This is a genomic window from Pseudomonas sp. SDO55104_S430 (assembly GCF_054070595.1).
This window is the reverse complement of the sequence record NZ_JBSVXG010000095.1, coordinates 1-21,479: the sequence shown is the minus strand read 5'-3', so window position 1 is coordinate 21,479 and position 21,479 is coordinate 1. Positions and strand designations below refer to the sequence as shown.

Sequence of the window (21,479 nt, the reverse complement as noted above, 5' to 3'; positions counted from 1 at the left end):
ACAAGGATCTGCGGTGTGAATGCAATCCATGTCCCCCAACAGAACCCTGTGGGAGCGGGCTTGCCCGCGATGAGGCCCTGACAGACAACACAAAAACTGAGGCCAAAAAAATCCCCTGACCAACCCACCGCGGATAGGGAACGCGGCAGGCCGGTCAGGGGCTCAAGGCCTACAGAGTCTTACTGCGCGATCGTCTTCACCGACACACCACGCTCAATCGGCGTCGAGCGCCCGTAGATGTCTTCGAACCGCTCGATATCGTCCTCGCCCAGGTAGCTGCCCGATTGCACTTCGATGATCTCCAGCGGAATCTTGCCCGGGTTGCGCAGGCGGTGGACCGAGGCGATCGGGATGTAGGTCGACTGGTTTTCGGTCAGCAGGAACACGTTTTCATCGCAGGTCACTTCGGCGGTGCCGCTGACGACGATCCAGTGCTCGGCACGGTGGTGGTGCATCTGCAGTGACAGGCACGCGCCCGGCTTGACCGAGATGTGCTTGACCTGGAAGCGGCCGCCCATGTCCACCGAGTCGTAGGAACCCCACGGACGATAGACTTCGCAGTGGTTCTGGGTTTCGCTGCGGCCCTGTTCGTTGAGGGTGTTGACCATCTGTTTCACGCCTTGGACCTTGTCCTTGTGCGCGATCATCATGGCGTCCTTGGTTTCGACCACCACGATGTTTTCCAGGCCGATCACCGACACCAGTTTGCCGTTGCCGTGGATCATGCAGTTCTTGCTGTCCTGCACCACCACATCGCCCTTGGTGACGTTGCCGTTGGCGTCTTTCTCGTTGACTTCCCACAGCGACGACCAGCAGCCGACATCGCTCCAGCCCGCGGTCAGCGGCACCACGCAGGCGCGCTGGGTCTTTTCCATCACCGAGTAGTCGATGGAATTGTCCGGGCAGCAGGCGAAGGTGGCTTCGTCGAAGTTCACGGTGTCCATGTCCTGCTCGCTGCGTTCCAAGGTCAGCAGGCAGTTGTCGTAGATGTCCGGATCGTGCTTTTTCAGCTCTTCCAGGAAACGGCTGGCGCGGAACAGGAACATGCCGCTGTTCCAGAAATAACCGCCGGACTGGACGAACTCGGTGGCGCGCTTCACGTCAGGTTTTTCGACGAAGTGCGAGACGCGGCTGACGCCTTCGGGCAGCAGCGAGTCGTTGGTCGACTTGATGTAGCCGTAGCCGGTTTCCGGCTTGGTGGCCGGCACGCCGAACAGCACCATCTCGCCGTTTTCGGCGGCGACGGTGGCCAGGGCCAGGGCGCGTTGCAGGGCTTTCTGATCGTCCAGCACGTGGTCGGCCGGCAGCACCAGCATCAGCTCGTCGCGACCTTCATTGACCAGCATCATCGCGGTCAGCGCCACCGCCGGTGCGGTGTTGCGCCCGAACGGTTCCATCAGGATGCGCTGGGTTTCCAGTTTGCGGGCGGCCAGTTGCTCGTTGACGATGAAGCGGTGGTCCTTGTTGCAGACCACGATCGGCGCGTCCATGCCTTCGAACACCAGGCGTTCCAGGGTTTGCTGGAACAGGGTGTGCTCGCCGGTCAGGGCCAGGAACTGTTTCGGGAATTGCTTGCGCGACAGCGGCCAGAGACGGGAACCGCTACCACCTGACAAAATCACCGGAATCATGTTGTTACTCCTTGAAAATCGTTTGGTCAGAGCGACGAGCATTGGGTCGTTGCACTCTGGTTTTTGTACTGTGTCCGGCCTGACACCCCGTCCCTGTTGGAGCCAGGCTTGCCTGCGAAGGCGGTCTCAAGGGCCCCTTCGCCGGCAAGCCGTGCTCCTACAGGAGCGTTGTCAAGCCGTGAAAATTGATTAGCGCGTCGACACCGGGCGTTTTACCCAGACCGGCGACAGGCTGCTGCCGCTGCCGGTGACGTACAGCACGGCGGCTTCACCGCGTTCCAGGGCGACCGGTTTCACGTCGCCGACTTTCGTTGCGCCATCGTATAGCGCCAGGCTGACTTTCACCGGGTTGATTTCACGTTCGCCACGGCCTTTGGCCGCGACGTTCGGCACCACGTCGGTCTTGCCGTCGGCGGTTTTCAGGGTCAGCGCCTTGTCGCTGAGGTTCTGTACGCGTACCAGGGATTTCTGTTTGTTCTTGAACGGCGGCTCTTCGATCAGTTGCGGTGCGCCGCTGGCGTTGTTGACCAGGGTGTAATAGTGATCGCTGGCCAGTTTCACCGGCAGGTTCTGGCTGCCGACCTTGGCGCTGTAGTCGCCGCCGGGCATGAAGCTGAAGTCACTGCTCGACAGCGGCGCGACATCGCTCAGGTTGGTGCTGCCCACGGTGGCGCTGACCTCACTGTTGCTGGCGTTGTAGATACGCACGAAGGACGAGCCTTTCGGCGCGGTCGGGCCGTACAGCGCCGCATCGCCACCGGCGAAGGCCTGCATCGAGAGCACACTCATACCAGCAACCAGTGCAAAGGTCTTGGCGAGACGACGAGGAGTAGTTTTGAAAGTCATGGTAGTACCTCTCTCTTTCAGTTTTGCGCCCGGTCGGGCGTCTCGGATTTAGTGTTTACAGCTACGTTCTGTTGGCGCGCGCCGGCTTGCTTGAGCTCTGCGACCCACTGCGGGTCGGCGTCGCCGATTTCGTTGTTCACAGGCAGATAACGTTCAGGGAACTCCCAGATCAGCACCTGAGGCGGGCTGTTCTTGAAGGCATCACTTTTCAGGTAACTGAGCATCGGCAGAATCGGACCGTGGCCGTCTTCGGCGTAACTGACCACGTCGCTGTGCAGGGCCTGCTTGAGCGCGCCGACGAAGTTCCAGTTCGGGTTGGCGCTGTAGCTGGTGCCGACCAGCGCGACAGGCACTTCGGTGTTGGCGAACAGCGCGTCGTCGCCGGCCGGTTGGCCTTCAGCCGCCACGGTGTTGCGCTTCTGCAGGGATTCCTGCGCCGGCATCATGTTTTCGAACAGCGGGTCCAGCGGCAGGAACAGGCGCAGGTCGCCCTTGTGCGTGACCTTCTCCGCAGGTTCGGTAACGAAGTTCTGCGGTTCGCCGCTCAGCGGGTACTTGTCGGCGATGGTCCTGGCCAGGCGGTTGGCGGCGATCTCGGCGCCTTCCGGAGTCCAGTGGGTATCGGTGCGCAGGAACACCTGCTTGCCGTTCTGCTTGGCCGATTGCAGCGGGCCGAGCAGGTCAGGTGCCGGGATACGATCGGCGGCCAGACGCTTGTGGAAATCCTGGTAGAGGTTGGCGTGAATGCTCGCCGGTTTCACCTCGCCCAGATGTTCCGGGTACAGGCGCACCTTGGCCGGCACCACTGCCATCACCAACTGGATACCTTTTGCTTTGAGGGTCTGGCGCACGCCTTCGACCAGCGCGTAGTTGCCTTGCAGGTTCAGCTCTTCGTTGACGCTCGGGTGGAATTCCTCATCGCTGTACAGCCACTGGTCGCGGCCGAGCACCACACCCGGACGACCTTCGTTGAACAGCTTGAAGTCCAGCGCCGCCCAGAGGTTGGTACCCAGGCGCTTGATCGGAAACTCGTCGTCGTAGTGGGTCTCCACCGCCTTGGTCCAGCGGCCGTTGAGCACCGTCGCGTCAGCATTGGTGCTGAAGCCCAGGAAGCTGCGAACCGACCACAGGCCCAGGGCGAGCAGGGTCACCAGGAACAGGGCGATGTAGAAGATGCGTAATGAGCGGGTCATGGTCAGATCCCTCAGAACTGGAAGTAAAGGAACGGCGAGAAGCTTTGCGCCGAGAGTTTGAGAATCGAGGCGATGAACAGCAGCAACACCAGGGCGCGCATCACGTAGCGCGACCAGTCCGCAGTCCAATAGGCCGGTTGCACCTGGGCTTCGACGCCAACGGTGTAGCCAGGCTGATGGATGCTGGTCGGGTTATCCCCAGGCACGGCCTTGATGGTGCCGGCGGTTGCGGCAGCCGGGCCGTCGGCATCGACATTCACTTCAGGCTTGGTCTTGACCGGTGGCTGGTTGCTGTAGAAATCGCGCAGACCGAAGAACGCCAGGGTCACGTAGGCCACGATCAGGGTCGCGACTTGCAGACCGGTGAGGCTGGCCTGATTGAGTTCCGACAGATTCCAGTCGCCGAAGCTGAACATCGCGCCGTACATGCGGCCGGCGACGTGCAGGTTCTCGGCACGGAAGATCACCCAGCCCATCACCACCAGCAGGAAAGTCAGCGCCCAGCGGATCGGGTTGAAGCTGCGCGGCGAGGTGTTCAGGCCGATGGCTTTCTCGATCGCCAGCCACATGCCGTGCCACGCACCCCAGACGATGTAGGTGATGTTCGCGCCGTGCCACAGACCACCGAGCAGCATGGTCAGGAACAGGTTGCGATAGGTGGTCAGCGTGCCTTTGCGGTTACCGCCCAGAGTGATGTAGAGGTAGTCGCGCAGCCAGGTCGACAGGCTGATATGCCAGCGGCGCCAGAACTCGGTGATCGACTGGCTGATGTAGGGCTGTTTGAAGTTTTCCATGAAGCGGAAACCCATCATCAGACCCAGACCGATCGCCATGTCGCTGTAGCCGGAGAAGTCGAAGTACAGCTGCGCGGTGTACGCCAGCGCGCCGAGCCAGGCATCACCCGTGGTCGGGTTTTGCAGGGCGAAGCAATGGTCGGCCACCACCGCGAGGGTGTCGGCGATGAAGACCTTCTTGATGAAACCCTGCATGAACCGCGTGCAGCCCTCGGAGAACTTGTCGAGGGTATGGGTGCGGTTGTTGAACTGATCGGCCAGGTCGCGGAAACGCAGCACGGGGCCGGCGATCAGGTGCGGGAAGATCGCCACGAACGCCGCGAAGTCGATCAGGTTGCGGGTCGCCGGAGTGTCGCCACGGTAGACGTCGATGATGTAGCTGATGGACTCGAAGATGTAGAACGAGATACCGATCGGCAGCAGCACGTGGGTCAGGATGAACGGCTCCAGGCCCACCGACGTCATCATCGCGTTGATGCTGTCGACGCCGAAGTTGGCGTACTTGAAGTAGCCCAGGATGCACAGGTCGACGGCCACGCCGAGCAGCAGCCAGCGCTGCGCCGGTTTGGTGCGCACTCCTGCGGCACCGACTTTCAGGCCGATCCAGTAGTTCCACAATGTGACGGCTGCGAACAGCGCCAAAAAGTCCACACGCCACCAGGCATAGAACACGTAGCTGGCAATCAGCAGCAGCAGATTGCGATAGCGTTGCCCGCTCAGGTAGTACAAGCCGAGAAAGATCGGCAAGAACAGAAACAGGAACACGTTGGATGAGAAAACCATCCCGATCTCTCCTTGTTTAACCAACAGTCAAGGGCCCACGGCCCCCCCAAACCCCCCACAGAAAATCGGGGGGTAACTCACATACTCAAACTCGATACAGCCTTTGTAGGAGCAAGGCTTGCCTGCGAAAGCCATCACGCGGTGAAACTGATGAACCGTGTCATCGTTCTTCGCGGGCAAGCCTCGCTCCTACGAACCTTTGTTTCCCTTCTCGCGTGAAGGGTCATAAACCTTGGTCAGGTCCCCACCCAGGCGGAAGGTCTTGAACGGTTGCATTTCATGCTTCTTCTCCAGCACATCCGCCGAGCAGCTGTAGAGGCTGCAGAACGGTTCGAGCCAGGCGAATTTCATGTCCTCTTTCAGGTCGGTCATGTCCTGTTTCTTGCCGTTCTTCTGCTCGAATTCATCCGGGTCTTTAACCCCGGCAAGTACGCGATCACCCAAGCGTTTCAGCGCGCCGTTGTTTTCCTGGCGCAGGTCCACACCGTTGACCTGAGCGAAGCTGGCGATCATCGCCAGCGGCGGCAAGGCGTAGTTGTGGTAGGCGAGGGCGCGTTGCTGGCGCTTGAGTTCGTTGGGCAAGTAACCCTGGGCGTCGATCTGGTTGGCGCCGACCTTGAACTCCTTCACCGCCCAATCGAACAGGTCGCGACGATCGGTGGCGATGGACGTTGCCATCACCGACCAGGCGGCCCAGTACGAATGGTTGTTGGTTTTCTCCAGCGGCAGGTTGTCCCAGTCGCTGACCACCTGATCGGCCATCTTGCTGAACCAGGCTTCGATCAACTGCGCCTGCTGCTGATGGTTGGCCAGCGGATGGGAGTCGGAGAACTTCAGGCGAAGGTACGACGACGCCATGCTGCCCAGCGCCCATTTGCGCATCGACTTGCCGGTGTGATTGAAGTCCTTGGACATCAACGCATCGGCCTGGGCCCAGGCGGTGAGCCAGGTGAGCGTGCATTCCAGTTGTTCCGGACGACCGTCGCGCATGAACTGCATCACTCGCTTGGCGGTGCCGCGCTCGACCTTGGTGATGTCGGCGGTGCTGTCGCGGAAGGCTTTTTCCGATTGCACGTTCAGGGTCGCGCGGGCCTTGTCCGAGCCTTCGTACTTGCTGCGAAATTGCAGCGAGCCGGTGTAGGGCGTCGGCATGGCTTCGCAGCCTTCGCCGCCGTCGCCGGTTTTGACTTTCTCGATAGGCGCAAAGTAACCCTGTGGCGGACGCAAGGGCGCCGCCGCCTGGGTCGCCCCGGCGAACATCGCCAGGCTCAGCAGGGTCGGTGCCAACAGATTGGCAAGTTTCGGATTTCGCATGGCAGACCTCATTGCCCGACTGAAGCAGTGCGCTGCTCGGCGCCGGGGAATACGTTGCGTTTGCAGATTTTCGCTTCGACCTTCTGTGGCGCGCCGCCCGCTTCCGGGCCCTGGACTTCGACGGCCAGCAGGTTCTGCGAGGCCCAGTCTTCGTCGGTACGCAACTCGAAGGCGAAACGCCCGTCGGTTTCGGAGGTTTCCGGTTTCTCGATCTTGATGTCCTCGTGGCGCCCGTTCATGTACCAGAGGGTGGCTTGCAGGGTTTTCACCGAGGTGTCGGCGAAGCGGATGTCGACCTGGTGACTGCTGTTCTGCAGGTTCAGGTTTTTGCTGTTGACCATCAGTTCGTTCTTGCCCGGCTTAAGCGTGGTGCTGCCGGACATCTGTGCATCCTTGCCTTCGCAACCGTTGTCCAGCAGCGCCATCATCTGGCGGTAGATGGTTTCCTGGTCCAGGCGGTAGAGCGGCGAGAATTCCCAGATGAGAATCTTCGGCGGGTTCTTCTGGAACTCGTCGCTGCCCAGGTACTGCAGCATCGAACCTTCCAGGCCGCCGCCGGGGAACGCCACGTTGAGAATGTCGGCGCCGATGGCCTCTTCGAGGAAGCCGGCGAAGTTGTAGTTCTTGCCACTGTGGGAGGTGCCCACGAGGGTGATCTGCGGGTTGCCGGAATCGCCGAACAGATCGCCGTCGCCTGCCTCGCCCTTGGGCTCGGTGGTGAACTGATCCATGTACTGGATCGCGTAGCTGGTGCCACAGAGTTGACCGGCCATGTTGTGCAATGTTCCGGTCTTGCCCATGCGACCCGACTTGTGGGTCTCGAATTCACGCTTTGGAATGTCGGCGAACTCAGGCAGCTGCTTGACCTTTTCGGCGACGATCTTCGCAGTGCGTTGGGCGCCGTACGGAGTCCAGTGCTGGTCGCCGCGGAAGTAGAAGTCGTGGGCGGGCAGGGTGTCCGGCAGTTGCTCATTGGTCAGCGGCGAGAGGTCCGGCACCACGTAGCCCATGGCGGCGAAACGGCCGAGCATGGTCTTGTAGTTGCGCAGCGCCTTGTCGAAATCGAAGCTGGCTTTCTCGGCCGGGTTCAGCTTGTTGCGGTTCACCAGGCCACGGGTCGGCTGGTAGACGACCACCAGTTCCACACCCTTGCTCTTGAACGCATCGTGCAGCTGCTTCATGCGCTTGTAGCCGGCAGGTGTGGTGTCGAATTCGGTGCGCAAGTCTTCCTGAGTCCGGAACAGCCAGTCGCCCTGGGCCTGCACCAGCGTGGTGAAGTTCTGCTGGTAGCGGGTGGTGTAGTTCTTCGCATCGTGGGCGGCGGGGCACAGGCTGCAGCACGGTTCTGCAGAGAACTTCGGCGGGCTTATGTTACCGGCAGCTTCATCCGCACGAGCACCAGTGCTGGCGGCGAGAATGCCGGCGGTCAGGGCCGACAGGCTGAGTAATTTGATCAGGTGTGGGTGCATAAAATTATCCTCAGTCCCGCATTTCGGTCTGGCGTTCGACAGGGTCGATCAGCACGGCTTTCTGCTGGCGCACCAGCAGGTCGAGAATTTCATCCTGGCGCTCGCCGAGAATCCCGTTGAAGCTGATGCCGCTGGATTTGGTCGGCGCGAGCATGGACACGCGATACAGCTCCACGCTCAACGGCGAGTCGATGGACAGAGGGCCGCTGCCGTTGGCCGCCAATTCGCCGCCGACCACGATCAGCGAGACCTGGGCGTCGAACGGGTCGAGCTTGATGTCACGGTCGGTGTCGGTCAGGTCCTTGATGTGCCCGTAGACACCGGTCAGGCCGTTGGCCATGGCGACGTTTTCGTAGAGGCGAATGTTCACGCTGTTACGAATGCGGATGCCGTGACGGCGGTTGCTCAGCACCTTGTTGCCCCACAGCAGGTTGTCGGCACTCTCGTAGAGGGTGATGCCGTCGGTGTGGTTCTGATAGACCTCGTTGTGGGCAATCACGTTGTTGACGCTGTTACGGTCGATCACGATGCCCGACAGCTTGTTGTCGTAGGTGCGGTTGTTGAAGATGAAGCTGTCGTTGACCTCGCGGGAGATGATGATCCCGTGCTTCTTCTTCGTTCCGTACACCGTGTTCTCGGCAATGATCAGACCGTGGGAACGGTCGTGGGGGTCGATGCCGTAGACGATGTTGTCCTTGTAGGTGTTGCCCTTGACCACAAAGCCCGTGGTCTCGTAGCAGTAGAAGCCGTACCACATGTCCGAGAACTCGGAGCCGACGATCCAGCCGGTCGGTTCAGGGCGCTTGAGCACCTTGGCCATGTTCGGCGTGTACTGGGAAATACTCACGCCGTAGGACTTACTGTTGGCGTAGCCGAAGCTGGCCATCTTGCTGTTGGCGATGTAGGTCTCGGTACCACCCCAGGCCAGCAGGAACGGGCGAAATTCCTTGGGCGAACGGAATGTCGCCGGACCGTTTTCCTTCTCGCGCCAGCCGGTGATTTTGGTGTCACGCACAAACAGCTGACCGTCGTTGACCAGGAACGAGCCGGCCTCCTGGGACAGGCGCAATTCCTGAGTCTGCTTGTCGATTTCGAGGATGCCGTGCTGACCGACCACGATCGGCAATTTGGCCAGGAACACCCCCGGCGAGGTTTCGCTGAAATACTGCTTGGGCAGTTTCTTCGCCAGGTCCTTGAGGTTCATGTAGCCGTCGTCGACGAAGATCGCCTGAGGGATGCCGTGCTGACGCACCACCCATTCGGCCATCTTGTTGTCGCCGCCAATGAAGTCTTTCAGGGCGTCTTCCTGCATCATCCGGCGCACGCTGATCTTGCCGGCCTTGCTGCGCACCACTTTGGCGGCGATGGCCTCGGCGGTGTAGCCCGAAAGGTCCGGCAGTTTCGGCGCACTCATTTCCAGCGGCGCAGTGGGTGCGCTGGTGACGGTGTAGGTCTTGGCCTGTTGCAGCTCTTTGGCCATGGTTGCCGGTTTGCCTGGTTGAGAGGCCGGCTCCACATTGGCGAAGGCACTCATGCTGGCCAGCAGCATCGCGCCGGCCAACAGGCTGATCGAGCCTTTGAAGGCTTGATGATTCATCTGGGAGACTCCCTTCGCAATGTGCATCAGAAGCGCCAGATCACGTCGATGAACGCGCGGTGCATGTACGAATCGACTTCTTTGCCGTAGGCATCACCCGGCTTGAACACGCCACCACGGAAACGCACCAGCGCCGAAGGCTCGTCCACCGCCTGGCTCAGCGAGGCCGGCAGCAGCCCTTGCTTGAAGTACTTGGTGACCACCAGGTCCATTTCCTGACCCATGTCTTTTTCACCGTCGTTGAGCGGCAGCGAAGTGCTGGAGAGCACGGCGCCGGTCACGTCGTCGGTGTTGTTCTGCACCGCGTCGATACCGTTGCTGCCCACCGGCTTGTTGCCGTCGACACGCCAGAACTTGTGGTAGATCAGGCTGGCGTCGTATTCGTCGTTGAGCATCCACGAACCGAACAGCGTGGCGGTTTGCAGGTTGTTCATTTCGCCACGGAAGGCCTCGCCGAAACGATGGACTCGCGAGCGGGTACCGGTGAAGTTCGAGCGGTTGCTTTCCAGGCCGTTCTGTTCGTAATCGGCGCTGGCACGGGCGTAGGCCGCACCGACTTGCCATTGCGGATCCAGACGCAGGCGCACGCCCAGGTCGGTGGCCCAGCCGTCGACATCGCCGCTGCGCTTGGCTTGGGCGGGCGCGGTGCCATCGGCGTTCAGCGGGTTGACCGTGTCGCGGTCGCCGCTCATGCCGGTGATGCTGCCCCAGTAATTGAGCTGGTTAGTGTTGCGCCAGTTGTAGGCGTCGCTGTCGGCGGTAAGGCCCAGCCAGCTGATGTCGCCGTTCTGTTTCTTGTCCAGGGTGTCGGCCGGTTCACCCGGTGTCGGGTAGTCGAGCTTGCCGTCATCGTGGGTGTGATGACCGCGAATGCCGACCCAGTTGCCCGGGGTCCACTGGTACGCGGCATCGGCGTAGGCGTGCAGGCGGTCCTTGTCCTGTGGCGACAGTTCCTTGAGGTCGGTGCGGTACTCGCTGAAACGTTCGGCGATACCGGCGTTGGCGCGCAGCAAGGTGGTGTCGAAGGTCCAGTTCAGGGCTTCGATGTTGGTGTCGCGCCATTGGCCGTCGTCGTTGCGCAGGCGCTGGCGACCGAACTTGAGGATCTCGCCGGGGTATGGCGTGAAGCCGCTGTAGCCGACCCAGAACTCGCGCATCGCCAGGTAGTTTTTCTTGGCCTTGCGATCGCCGTTGTCGGTGGTCTCGGTGCCGTCGGCCTGTTGCAGGGTGTCGGTCTCGATGATGTCGGTGGAGGTCACCGCCTGACCCATGGCGTAGGCGCTCCACGCGCCGCTTTCGCCATAGATCCATGGACGCAGATCCAGGCCCACGCCATTGACGTCGCCGCCGCTCTGGGTGCCCAGGTCGCGGTCGTCTTCGGACTGACCGGTGATTTTCACGTCCAGGCCGAAGTTCTTCGGCTCTTCAGTCATGGCCGCCAGTGTCGGGCAGGACCACAACACGGCGAATGTCAGGCCGATACCGGCTTGTACGAATGGATTCAACTTCATAGGGTTTCCTCGCCGTCCTCTTCTTGCAGGGCGTGCAGTTGCAGCGTGTTCTGACTCAAGGCACCGCGACTGGCCTGTTCCTGTTTCAACAGGCGCTGGGCCTCGGCAAGTTGCGCAGGCGGCAACTGGGCTTCGATGGTTTGCGCAAGCTCGGTGGCCTGCGGAGTGTTCTGGGCCTTGGCCAACTGGCTGAAGACGTAAGCGTTGAGCGGGTCGGGTTTGGTGCCCTTGCCTTGGGAAAACAGCTGGGCGATGGCGAAGTCGGCGCTGTTCTGGCCGTTGCGCGCAGCGGTCAGCAGATGGTCGAGAGCCTTCTGCGGATAGACCTTGCCCAGGTAACCGCGGCGATAGATCTGGCCGAGGTAGTAATCGGCGGCGACCTCACGGCCGACGGCTTTTTGGAAGTGTTCCTCGGCGACCTTGGCGTCGGCCGGGACCATTTTCCCTTCGTAGTACAGCTTGCCCAGCAACAGCTCGGCGCGGGGTTGGTCGGCGGCGCGGCCGTTGTCCAGGTACTTCATCATCTGGTCGACGTCGCCCAGTTCCGGGAAGTCGTAGATCAGTTGCGCGAGTGTCACCCACGAGGCCGGGTAGCCCGGCGCGATCGGTTCGAGCAGCGACTGCGCGGTTTTCTCGTCGGTCTTGCCCAGGGTCGGATCGGCCAGCACGCGAGCGACGCTGTCCACGCGCTGAGCAGAGACGGTGCCGCGGCTGTGGGCCGCCTGCATTTGCTTGATCAACTCGGCCTGCTGTTCCGGCTGGGCCTTTTTCTGATAGACCGTGGCCAGTTCGACGTAGCAGATGTCGGTGGTGTTGATCGCGGCTTTGCAGATCTTTTCCACGTCATCCAGATGCTGGTCGTAGGTGCCCTGGGTGCGATACAGCAGCACTTGCGCCAGGCCCGCTTCCGGCTTGCCTTCGGCGCGCCATTGGCTGATCTGCTGCTGCGCATTCACATTGGGAAAGCTGTGCGGGTATTGCAGGTACAGCATGGCCAGCGGAATCAGGGTGTTGCCTTCACCGGCGGCCGAGGCCTTTTTCAACAGGCCTTCGGCTTCGTGCTGTTCGGCTTCGGTGGAGCCGGGCTTGGCCACCAGCAGACGACCCAGGCGTGCCTGGGCACGGGGCGAGACGCTGGCGGCGGCGCGGTAAGTGGCCTCGGCCTGCTTCATCTGCGCCGGGTCACGGCTGTCCACCTGGATATCGGCCAGACCGACCTGGGCTTCGCTGTAGCCCAGGTCTGCGAGCTGCTGGTAGTTCGCCGCGGCGGTGGCGGTGTCGCCACGCTTGAGGGCTTCGTTGGCCAGGCGCTGGTCGGGCAGGCCGGCGCAGCCGGTGAGGCTGACGGCAAGCGCCAGTGCACACAACGCATGGCCCTTGTGGGAGCTGGCTTGCCAGCGATTCAGGCACCGCGGTGCATCAGACAAACCGAGTTGATCCAATCGCTGGCAAGCCAGCTCCCACAGGGACTGTGGTGTTCTTTGGATAGAAGTCACAGGCATGTCCTCCGGTTACAGACCAGCAGCCATGGCTTTGTCGATCAGCCAGTTCAGGTTCGGGCCGCGGTCGCTGTTCACTTCCACCGGGCGGCCGGCGAGGGTGCTGTCCAGGGCTTCGTCAGGCTGGATCAGCACGCGGATGTCGGAGGACAGGTCGGCGCTTTTCAGGCTGGTGCTGCTGACGATCTTGCCGGTGCGGGTCTTGTCTTCACCGGCGATCTGGAAGCGCACGGCGGTGCCTGGCAGCACGTCGCCGAACTGGCGATAGGAGAAGCGCGCCTCGACATTGGCTTCGGTGTTGCGCGGCACCAGCTGGAAGATCACATCGCCCTTGCTGGCGTACTGACCGTTGGCAACCAGTTGCTGGCCCACGGTGCAATCGCACGGCGAAGTCAGGGTGCCGGTCATTTGCTTGCCGAACAGTTCCTCGACCTTGGCCGGCGCCAGTTGATCGCCTTCCAGGTGGCCCTTGAGCACGTCGAGCATGCTGGTGCTGAAGGTCGCCAGCGGTGCGCCCTTGGCCGCCACGCCGTCGGCTTTGACCAGGCTCTGCACGGTGCCGTCGCGCGGCATGGTGATGTTGATGCCCGGCACGCTGACCAGACCGGCCTGGGCGTGGCTGACGAAGTACATGCCGTACACCGATTTGAAAATGAAACCGAACGCCGCCACGCCGACGACGAAAACCCCCAGGCTGAACGTCACGGCTTTCAGGCGCCCGAACGCGCTCATGCCATGGCCGCCGTCCTTGTTCTTGCGCGCCTTGGTGAAGTTGTCGCGCTGCAGGGTCGCGAGCATTTCGCCGATGCTGACGAGATCGCCCGCCAGGTGCGAAGTGATCAGGTGGCGCAGGGTCGAGATGTCCTGCGGCTCCAGGTTCTGGAACTGGCAACCGGCGCGACCGGTCTGGCGATCGTAGGAACGCACCTGCAATTCGACGTCCATGGCCAGGCCGAGGTTGTCGATGACAAATTGCAGGCGGGCCTTGTACACGTCGCCAGCCTTGAGCGGCAGCTGACCGGCGTTGAAGGCCAGGCCACCGGCGGACAGGTCGATCACTCGTGCTTCGACCGGCGTACGGTCTGGGCCGAAGAACCGCAGCTTGGCCGGGATTTTGACCCGGGCGTGCTGGCGCTGGGCTTCGGATTCGTGCACTACGTTGGCGTTGACGGCGGTATTCATAAGGGGCGTTTTCCTAGTTAATTCAGGCGAGTTCGGTCAGACCATCATCAGCAGCACGGCGACGAAAATGCTGCCGGCGGAGAAGGTCATGGTCCGAGACGACCAGGTGTTGAACCAACGTTGAAAGCTGGCGAGATCACGGGACAGAGAAGTGGGCTGGCGAGTCCAGGACTGTTGGTCGAGGCGGAAGAACACGTAGATCTTCACCAGCGCGCCAACGATCTGGTTGTAATAGAGAATCGCCGGGTAAGCGGGCCCGATCCGGTGGCCGGAGCAGGACAGCAACAGGGTCAGGATCAGACGGGTGATGCCGATCCACAGCAGGTACACCAGGATGAACGCGGTGCCGTACTTGAAGCTGGCGAGCAGTGCCACGGTCAGGCCCAGAAGCGACGTCCACATCGACACGCGCTGATCGAACAGCACCACGGACGTGAACGCACCCAGGCGCCGGATCCCCAGGCCCAGGGCACGGGAGTTCTGACGCAGGTTGTTGCCGTACCAGCGGAACATCAGCTTGCGACTGGCCTTGATGAAGCTCTTTTCCGGCGGGTGCTCGACGGTGTTGATCGCGGCATCCGGCACGTAGAAGGTGTCGTAGCCCAGGCGCATCAGGCTGAACCAGCTGGACTTGTCGTCGCCGGTCAGGAACTTGAAGCGGCCCAGGCGCCAGTGTTGCAGCGAGTCGCTTTCCACGTCGGCGATGAATTCCGGGTTGGTCACCACGGTCGCGCGGAACACCGACATCCGCCCGGTCATGGTCAGCACGCGCTTGGACAGGGCCATCGAGCACATGTTGATGTGACGCTGGGCGAAACGCAGCTTGTGCCATTCGCTCATGATGTAGCCGCCGCGCACTTCGCAGAATTCGTTGGTGGTCAGGCCGCCGACGTTGCCGAACATCTGGAACCACGGCACGGTCTTGCGCACTACGCCTTCGCCGAGCACGGTGTCGCCGTCGATCACCGCCACCACGGCGCGGTCGTCCGGCAGGTGACGGGAGATGGCGCGGAAACCGTAGGCCAGGCCGTCGCGCTTGCCGGTGCCGGGAATGCGTACGAAGTCGAGCTTGACCCGGGCAGGCGGGTTCATCCGCTTCCACAGGCTCTTGACCAGAAGCTCATCGGACATTTCCACGATGGAACAGACCACGGTGGTCGGCAGCTCGCAGTCGATGGCTTCGCGGATCACCGAGCTGTAGACCTGCGCGGTGGTCAGCGCATCGATCCGGAAACTGGTGACCATCAGAAATACGTGGGACGGGTCCGCCGCCTTGCCCAGCTTGCGCACTTTGCGCCGCAGGTGCGGGTAGACCACGTACAGAAACAGCATGCCGCGCACAAAGTGCGTGGCCCCCATCGAGTAGCGCCAGATACCGACGATACCGATCAGGAAAATGAAGTCCTTCGACTCGGGGTCGAATGTGGACACAGGCAGCGCAACGGCGATGCCCATCAACAGACTTAGATAAAACAGCCAACCGGCGGCCTGGAGCAGGCCGTGCTTTAGCCTGAGCATAATTTGCATCCGTCTCGATCCGTAGAACCTGTAGGAGCGAGCATGCTCGCGATGGTCGCCAACGATGACGCTGGGTACCTGATACCCCGCGGTGTTCTTGCGTTCATCGCGAGCGTGCTCGCTCCTACAGGAAGGCTGCCTTACCAGCAGATGCCTTCAGCTCGGCTTTGCGCGCTGGTGGCCTGAGACATGAAGCCCACCAGGTCGATCACTTGCTTGCCGTGCGGAACGTCCTGCACCAGGGCGCGGAATTTCTCGTCACGGTTGCCCAGGATGATCACGTCGGAGTTGTTGATCACTTCGTCGAAGTCGGAGTTGAGCAACGAGGACACGTGAGGGATTTTCGACTCGATGTAGTCCTTGTTCGCGCCGTGGACACGGGCGTACTCGACGTTGCTGTCGTAGATGCTCAGGTCGTAACCCTTGCCGATCAGCATTTCGGCCAGATCAACCAGCGGGCTTTCACGCAGGTCGTCGGTGCCGGCCTTGAAGCTCAGGCCCAGCAGGGCGACTTTGCGCTTGTCGTGGTTGGAAACGATATCGAAGGCGTTCTGCACCTGGGATTCGTTGCTGCGCATCAGCGAGTTGAGCAGCGGCGCTTCTACGTCCAGGGAGCTGGCGCGGTAGGTCAGGGCGCGCACGTCTTTCGGCAGGCAGGAGCCACCGAAGGCGAAGCCCGGACGCATGTAGTACTGGGACAGGTTCAGGGTCTTGTCCTGGCAGACTACGTCCATCACTTCACGACCGTCGACGCCGACGGCCTTGGCGATGTTGCCGATCTCGTTGGCGAAGGTCACCTTGGCGGCGTGCCACACGTTGCAGGTGTACTTGATCATCTCGGCGACGGCGATGTCCTTGCGGATGATCGGCGCGTCGAGTTCTTCGTACAGCGATTGCAGGACGTCGCCCGAAGCCTTGTCGAACTCGCCGATGACGGTCATTGGCGGCTGGTCGTAGTCGGCGATGGCGGTGCTTTCGCGCAGGAACTCAGGGTTCACGGCGACGCCGAAATCGACGCCCGCCTTCTTGCCGGAGCAGTCTTCCAGGATCGGGATGACCACGTTGGCCACGGTGCCCGGCAACACGGTGCTGCGCACCACGATGGTGTGACGGGTGGATTTTTCACGCAGGACAAAACCGATTTCGCGGCACACGGCCTCGATGTAGTTCAGTTCCAGGTCGCCGTTCTTCTTGCTCGGCGTACCGACGCAGATCATCGACAGGTCAGTGTCACGGATCGCTTCGGAGAAGTTGGTGGTGCCACGCAGGCGACCGGTCTGGATACCCTGTGCCAGAAGCTCGCCCAGGCCCGGTTCAACGATCGGCGATTTGCCGGCATTGATCATATCGATCTTGTCTTTGGCAACATCGACGCCAACGACGTCATGACCCCGTGCAGACAGGCAACCGGCACACACTGCGCCAACGTAACCCAAACCAAATATGCTGATGCGCATCGCAATTACCTCTCTATTATCAAGCCTGTAATAACTTCAACCATTAGATGGTCATAGTTCATCGTTTTCAGCGTTTTAAGTGCACTCGAAAGTGCGGCGCACAGGCGCAACAATGCCTCGTGGTGGCATGTAAGTTACGAGTGTCTAAATAAGTGCACTCAAGGTGTGCGTCGTCAGGGCTTATTGTTTGGCGTGCCCTGTAATGCAGCCAATCCTCTGCTCAGAAGATATTCGTGCAACCTTTCCGTGCCCTTGATGTCAGGCGAAAGCCATGAAAATCAAGTATTTGGGTGCTCTGCTGAGCACGCTATAGATGCGCTGCCCAGGCTCTGTTGGAAATAGCCATAGAGGGGTCTTCGCTGTCCGTTCAATATTGCCCAAATCAGAGATAAGTCTGTGGAAGTTACAGGGATAACTTCGCTACATGGATCTCTGTTCTGCGTAAGTTATTTCTCACAATCTCGAAGAAATTCGTTACCGGTGGTTCGAGCAGTGCATTCGGACATAGTTCCGATCCGGCCATCGTGATTTCTGAAATTTCTTGAAATATTGAGAAAGATGGCACTGCTTTCATATTGATAGCACTTGCCGTTTCGCCCTTTATATATAGGCGGATAATCGCAGGGGATAGTTTTTTGCCAGTACCGATAAAAATTTTCAGTGCCACTACTGAAAAAAATGATCGAAGTCGAATGAAAGTAAAGTTAGAAAATTGACTGTTGTGTTTTTGGCGCCATAAAAATGGCGAATCGAGCGGGGATTATAGGGGGTATCAGTAGAGCGGCGCAGAGCGGGTTTCCACTGCTGCGCCGCTTTTAATGGATCACTCGGGTGCGTGATCGCGCAGGAAAACCAGATTGTCCGGTTTGGATTGCTCGGCGCAGAAGCGATAGCCCTGGACGTCGAACTGTTTGAGGGCATCGGGATTATTGATCCGTTCTGCGATGACGAATCGGCTCATCAGGCCCCGGGCCTTCTTGGCGTAGAAGCTGATGATCTTGTACTGGCCGTTCTTCAGGTCCTTGAACTCGGTATTGATGATCCGCGCGTTCAGGGCGCTGCGTTTGACCGCCGAGAAGTACTCGTTGGAGGCCAGGTTCAGCAGGACATCGTCACCCTGGTCGGCCAGGGCTTCGTTCAGCCATTCGCTGATGCGCGAACCCCAGAAGGCATACAGGTCCTTGCCGCGAGCGTTAGCCAGCTTGGTGCCCATTTCCAGGCGATAAGGTTGCATCAGGTCCAGCGGGCGCAGCAGGCCATAGAGGCCGGAGAGCATGCGCAGATGCTTTTGGGCGTAATCGAAATCGGCTTCGCTGAAGGTTTGCGCGTTCAACCCGGTGTACACATCGCCCTTGAATGCCAGCAACGCCTGCTTGGCGTTTTCCGGGGTGAATGCCGGGGTCCAGCTGCCGAAACGCGCGGCGTTGAGCCCGCCGATCTTGTCGGAGACGTGCATCAACTCACTGATCTGCGCCGGCGTCAGGTCGCGCAGTTGCAGGATCAGCTCCTGGGAATGGTCCAGGTATTGCGGCTGGGTAAAGCGCTGGGTCGCCGGCGGTGTTTCGTAATCGAGGGTCTTGGCGGGTGAAATCACCATCAGCATGAAGTCGTCTCCTTTAATCGTGGGGGCGATTCTAGGGGGTTGTCCGTGATGACTCCAGCTATCGGTGTGATAGGTGATCGGTGGTGTCATGCGATCTTTTGATCTTCCCGCGATATAGTGCGGCGCGGGTTTTGTTATGGAGACATCCCATTGCGTATCGCTTTTCTATTCACGGCCTGGCTCCTGAGCTTCGGCGCCATGGCGGCGCCGGGCGAGGTGGCGACGCTCGATCGCGGCACCTGGCCGGAAAAACTCACCAATCCGACGCTGTTCGACGTGGCCTCGCGCGCCGAAATCCTCATGTTCGCCCACGGACTGCAGGACAGCGAAGCACTGGATGAGCCCGCACTGGCCCAGCGGCTGGGCCTGCGCACGGTCAACATGGAGTCGGTCAACCGCGTACGCGAACGGATGTGGCAACGCTTGCTGACCAGCTTCAATTTCGCCCAGCGGAGCTGCGATCAGGATGCGTCGTTCTGCTTCCTGGTGGAGGACATGCCGACCCTGCGTGAGCAAGCCGGCAAATTCCAGATCGGCGAAGACAGCTACTACATCAAGTGGGCCGAACCCAGCCGCCTGTTCCATGCCCAGTACCTGGACGAACAGCTGCGCAAGGCTGCGCTGTTTCCGCAGACCACCAGCGAAGTCGATCAATTCGGCGACTACGAACGCAATGGCGACGGCATGCATGACCGTCTGTTCCTGCTGACCTTCGACAGCGCCGCCAATGCCGCGCCCGACAACACCGACTGGGTGGCCGATTACCTGCGCAAGGCGAACATGAGCGGCACCTTCTTCGTCCTCGGCAAGGACATTCAGACGCGTCTGGCTCAAGGCTCGGTGGCCAATCTGCAATCAACCTTTTCGACCCAGTGTGTCGGCGTGCAGGGCTGGGAATTCCGCTCCCACAGCCATTGGCAGGACTGGCAGGACTCGGTCCGGCGCAGCGTCGATCTGGTCAAAGGCAAACTGCCGGAGAACTACGTGCCGCTGTTCCGTCCACCCGATGGCCAGCGCCGCTCGGACGCCGAGCCGTTCTTCAAGTCCCAGGGCCTGCAGGTGGCCCTGTGGGACATCGATGCCCAGGACGGCGCCGGCAAACTCAAGGGCCCGCAGAGCGCACAACGGGTGCTGACCCTGATGCTGCTGTGGCGTCATGGCGTGATCAATTTCAATGTGAAGCAGGACGGGCTGAAAACCGCGTTGCCCTGGCTGCTGACGCAAACGTCGCAGAGCGGGATCGGTTGGGAGGATTGCCAGGACGGTTTTCGCTGAAAACAGGAAAAGCCCGTAAACATTGGGTTCGGGGCGATTTTCGGAGGGATTTTGCAGCAGGTTGATTTCCGACTGTAAACGGATGATGGCAGTCCGCCAAGGGCTTTTCGTCACTCTGCAAAATAAACTTCAAAAAAGCGTCAAAGTGCTTTTTCCTGTCATGGGTTTTGGAGTATTACGAAGACAGACAGCCGAAACCTGCAGCACAGGTGGCGTCCTCCAAGACCCTACTCGTGCGCAGTTCACTTGAGTCCCCGCAGGTGAATTCGGCAGTCACTTCGAGGCGCATAACCGTCAAGGTATTGCGTCCAATGGCTCCCACAAAGGTGACCGAGTATGGATGATCACGGACGTAGCTCTTCTTCCAACCAGCCAATCCTTTATGTACTCGATACCAACGTATTGATTCACGATCCAAACGCGCTGCTCAATTTCGAAGAACACCACGTCGCCCTCCCAATGACCGTGCTTGAGGAGCTCGACAAGCTCAAGAGCGGGCATCACAGCGTCGCCGCCGAATGCCGCCAGGCCATCCGGCTGATCGACAAGACCCTGGGCGACGCCACGCCCGAAGATGTGGAACAGGGTGTGCCGATCCAGCGGGGCAAGGGTGGCCCGAAAGGCTTGCTGTCAATTCTGATGAGCAAGCGCGCCGAGCCGAGCATCATTCTGCCCGAGCACCTTAACGACAACATCATCATCAACCAGCTGATCGACCTGCAGGCGCGCCACCTGAAGAAGTCGGTGGTGCTGGTGACCAAAGACATCAACATGCGCCTCAAGGCCCGCGCGTGCGGGATCGCGGCCGAGGACTACAGCACTGACCAACTGGTAGACGACGTTTCGTTGCTGCCTAATGGTTATCACGAGATGAAGGGGTCGTTCTGGGATCTGGTGAGCAAGGTCGAAACCCGTCAGGGTCATGGTCGCACCTGGCATCAGGTGAAAATGATCGACAACCTGCCGGCGGTGCACATCAACGAGTTCATCATTGATGAGCAGGGCTTCGTCGGCTGGATCAAGGAGATCGAGAACGATCAGCTGCTGATCCTCGATCTGCATCAGGAGCCGCTGCTGCACCAGGAAGCCTGGGGGCTCAAGCCTCGCGACATCTACCAGAGCCTGGCGCTGTTCGCCTTGCTCGATCCGGACATCCATCTGGTCAACCTGTCCGGCGCCGCCGGTTCCGGTAAAACCATTCTGGCCCTGGCCGCTGCGATCGAGCAGACCATGGTCAGCAAGCGTTATCGCCGCATCATTGCCACCCGCAGCGTGCAGGGCCTGGACCAGGAAATCGGCTTTTTGCCCGGCACCGAAGCGGAAAAAATGGAGCCTTGGCTGGGCGCCATCACCGACAACCTCGAAGCCTTGCACATGGATGACGAAAGCACCCATGGCAGCGTTGACTACATCCTCAGCAAAGTGCCGTTGCAGTTCAAATCCCTCAACTACATTCGAGGCCGCAGCTTCCAGCAAAGCCTGATCCTGATCGACGAATGCCAGAACCTCACGCCGCACCAGATGAAAACCATCATCACCCGTGCCGGCGCCGGTTCCAAAGTGGTGTGCCTGGGCAACCTGGCACAGATCGACACCCCTTACCTGTCCGCGACCAGCTCCGGGCTGACCTACCTGACCGAACGCTTCAAGGACTTCCCGAACGGCGTGCACATCACCCTGCAAGGGGTGCCTCGCTCGATTCTGGCCGAATACGCCGAATCGCATCTGTAACCGTTTGACCAGAACCGGGCGGCCCAAAAGCCGCCCGGTTTTTTATTGCGCCTTTGTAGGAGCGAGGCTTGCCCGC

Annotated in this window: 15 protein-coding genes; 2 read left to right on the top strand and 13 right to left on the bottom strand. The window is 60.5% G+C overall.

Annotated elements, in window-relative coordinates; translation table 11 throughout:
- Positions 1–179 precede the first annotated feature (179 nt).
- The 13 genes from ACW9JE_RS17415 to yaaA all read right to left on the bottom strand — a co-directional run bounded on the left by ACW9JE_RS17415 (position 180) and on the right by yaaA (position 18,397).
- Entirely contained in the window at positions 180–1,631 is a 1,452-nt protein-coding gene (locus ACW9JE_RS17415) for a mannose-1-phosphate guanylyltransferase/mannose-6-phosphate isomerase (RefSeq protein ID WP_457433427.1), read from the bottom strand.
- A gap of 189 nt (positions 1,632–1,820) precedes the next feature.
- Entirely contained in the window at positions 1,821–2,477 is a 657-nt protein-coding gene (locus tag ACW9JE_RS17410; RefSeq protein ID WP_175377933.1) for an alginate O-acetyltransferase AlgF, read from the bottom strand.
- A gap of 17 nt (positions 2,478–2,494) precedes the next feature.
- A complete protein-coding gene (locus tag ACW9JE_RS17405) occupies positions 2,495–3,670 on the bottom strand; it encodes an alginate O-acetyltransferase (RefSeq protein WP_224534501.1) in 1,176 nt (391 codons plus the stop codon).
- Between the two features lie 11 nt (positions 3,671–3,681).
- Entirely contained in the window at positions 3,682–5,247 is a 1,566-nt protein-coding gene (locus ACW9JE_RS17400) for an MBOAT family O-acyltransferase (RefSeq protein WP_224534499.1), read from the bottom strand.
- A 189-nt stretch (positions 5,248–5,436) separates the two neighbouring features.
- Positions 5,437–6,561 (bottom strand): mannuronate-specific alginate lyase, encoded by a 1,125-nt coding sequence (locus ACW9JE_RS17395; protein WP_224534497.1) that lies wholly within the window; start codon positions 6,559–6,561, stop codon positions 5,437–5,439.
- Positions 6,562–6,569: 8 nt separating this feature from the next.
- Positions 6,570–8,030, bottom strand: coding sequence for an alginate O-acetyltransferase (locus tag ACW9JE_RS17390; RefSeq protein WP_457433426.1), 1,461 nt, complete (start codon positions 8,028–8,030; stop codon positions 6,570–6,572).
- Positions 8,031–8,040: 10 nt separating this feature from the next.
- The gene (gene algG, locus ACW9JE_RS17385) at positions 8,041–9,627 is read right to left on the bottom strand and encodes a mannuronan 5-epimerase AlgG (RefSeq protein ID WP_224534484.1); all 1,587 of its coding nucleotides are present in this window, start codon (positions 9,625–9,627) and stop codon (positions 8,041–8,043) included.
- Between the two features lie 26 nt (positions 9,628–9,653).
- Entirely contained in the window at positions 9,654–11,138 is a 1,485-nt protein-coding gene (locus ACW9JE_RS17380) for an alginate export family protein (protein ID WP_224534482.1), read from the bottom strand.
- On the bottom strand, positions 11,135–12,640 hold the full coding sequence (algK, locus tag ACW9JE_RS17375; RefSeq protein ID WP_224534480.1) for an alginate biosynthesis TPR repeat lipoprotein AlgK: 1,506 nt from the start codon (positions 12,638–12,640) through the stop codon (positions 11,135–11,137). Before algK ends, ACW9JE_RS17380 begins: the two co-directional genes overlap by 4 nt.
- Positions 12,641–12,649: 9 nt before the next feature.
- Positions 12,650–13,819: an alginate biosynthesis protein Alg44 gene (locus ACW9JE_RS17370; protein WP_175377925.1), complete on the bottom strand. Its 1,170-nt coding sequence runs from the start codon at positions 13,817–13,819 to the stop codon at positions 12,650–12,652.
- Between the two features lie 36 nt (positions 13,820–13,855).
- Positions 13,856–15,337, bottom strand: a complete 1,482-nt coding sequence (alg8, locus tag ACW9JE_RS17365) for a mannuronan synthase (RefSeq protein WP_411961550.1) — start codon at positions 15,335–15,337, stop codon at positions 13,856–13,858.
- Between the two features lie 140 nt (positions 15,338–15,477).
- Complete coding sequence (locus ACW9JE_RS17360; RefSeq protein ID WP_224534477.1) at positions 15,478–16,794, bottom strand: nucleotide sugar dehydrogenase; 1,317 nt, start codon at positions 16,792–16,794, stop codon at positions 15,478–15,480.
- Positions 16,795–17,617: 823 nt separating this feature from the next.
- On the bottom strand, positions 17,618–18,397 hold the full coding sequence (yaaA, locus tag ACW9JE_RS17355) for a peroxide stress protein YaaA (RefSeq protein ID WP_224534475.1): 780 nt from the start codon (positions 18,395–18,397) through the stop codon (positions 17,618–17,620).
- A gap of 150 nt (positions 18,398–18,547) precedes the next feature.
- On the opposite strand from yaaA, the gene ACW9JE_RS17350 reads away from it, so the two are divergent.
- Positions 18,548–19,672, top strand: coding sequence for a polysaccharide deacetylase family protein (locus ACW9JE_RS17350; protein ID WP_224534473.1), 1,125 nt, complete (start codon positions 18,548–18,550; stop codon positions 19,670–19,672).
- 336 nt (positions 19,673–20,008) lie between these two features.
- Complete coding sequence (locus tag ACW9JE_RS17345) at positions 20,009–21,403, top strand: PhoH family protein (RefSeq protein ID WP_224534471.1); 1,395 nt, start codon at positions 20,009–20,011, stop codon at positions 21,401–21,403.
- The last annotated feature ends 76 nt before the right edge of the window (positions 21,404–21,479 follow it).

What these genes read in the sequence shown, in the direction of transcription:
- ACW9JE_RS17415 (WP_457433427.1), bottom strand. Translation starts at nt 1,631, where the DNA reads ATGATTCCGGTGATTTTGTCAGGTGGTAGCGGTTCCCGTCTCTGGCCG.
- ACW9JE_RS17410 (WP_175377933.1), bottom strand. Translation starts at nt 2,477, where the DNA reads ATGACTTTCAAAACTACTCCTCGTCGTCTCGCCAAGACCTTTGCACTG.
- ACW9JE_RS17405 (WP_224534501.1), bottom strand. Translation starts at nt 3,670, where the DNA reads ATGACCCGCTCATTACGCATCTTCTACATCGCCCTGTTCCTGGTGACC.
- ACW9JE_RS17400 (WP_224534499.1), bottom strand. Translation starts at nt 5,247, where the DNA reads ATGGTTTTCTCATCCAACGTGTTCCTGTTTCTGTTCTTGCCGATCTTT.
- ACW9JE_RS17395 (WP_224534497.1), bottom strand. Translation starts at nt 6,561, where the DNA reads ATGCGAAATCCGAAACTTGCCAATCTGTTGGCACCGACCCTGCTGAGC.
- ACW9JE_RS17390 (WP_457433426.1), bottom strand. Translation starts at nt 8,030, where the DNA reads ATGCACCCACACCTGATCAAATTACTCAGCCTGTCGGCCCTGACCGCC.
- algG (WP_224534484.1), bottom strand. Translation starts at nt 9,627, where the DNA reads ATGAATCATCAAGCCTTCAAAGGCTCGATCAGCCTGTTGGCCGGCGCG.
- ACW9JE_RS17380 (WP_224534482.1), bottom strand. Translation starts at nt 11,138, where the DNA reads ATGAAGTTGAATCCATTCGTACAAGCCGGTATCGGCCTGACATTCGCC.
- algK (WP_224534480.1), bottom strand. Translation starts at nt 12,640, where the DNA reads ATGCCTGTGACTTCTATCCAAAGAACACCACAGTCCCTGTGGGAGCTG.
- ACW9JE_RS17370 (WP_175377925.1), bottom strand. Translation starts at nt 13,819, where the DNA reads ATGAATACCGCCGTCAACGCCAACGTAGTGCACGAATCCGAAGCCCAG.
- alg8 (WP_411961550.1), bottom strand. Translation starts at nt 15,337, where the DNA reads ATGCTCAGGCTAAAGCACGGCCTGCTCCAGGCCGCCGGTTGGCTGTTT.
- ACW9JE_RS17360 (WP_224534477.1), bottom strand. Translation starts at nt 16,794, where the DNA reads ATGCGCATCAGCATATTTGGTTTGGGTTACGTTGGCGCAGTGTGTGCC.
- yaaA (WP_224534475.1), bottom strand. Translation starts at nt 18,397, where the DNA reads ATGCTGATGGTGATTTCACCCGCCAAGACCCTCGATTACGAAACACCG.
- ACW9JE_RS17345 (WP_224534471.1), top strand. Translation starts at nt 20,009, where the DNA reads ATGGATGATCACGGACGTAGCTCTTCTTCCAACCAGCCAATCCTTTAT.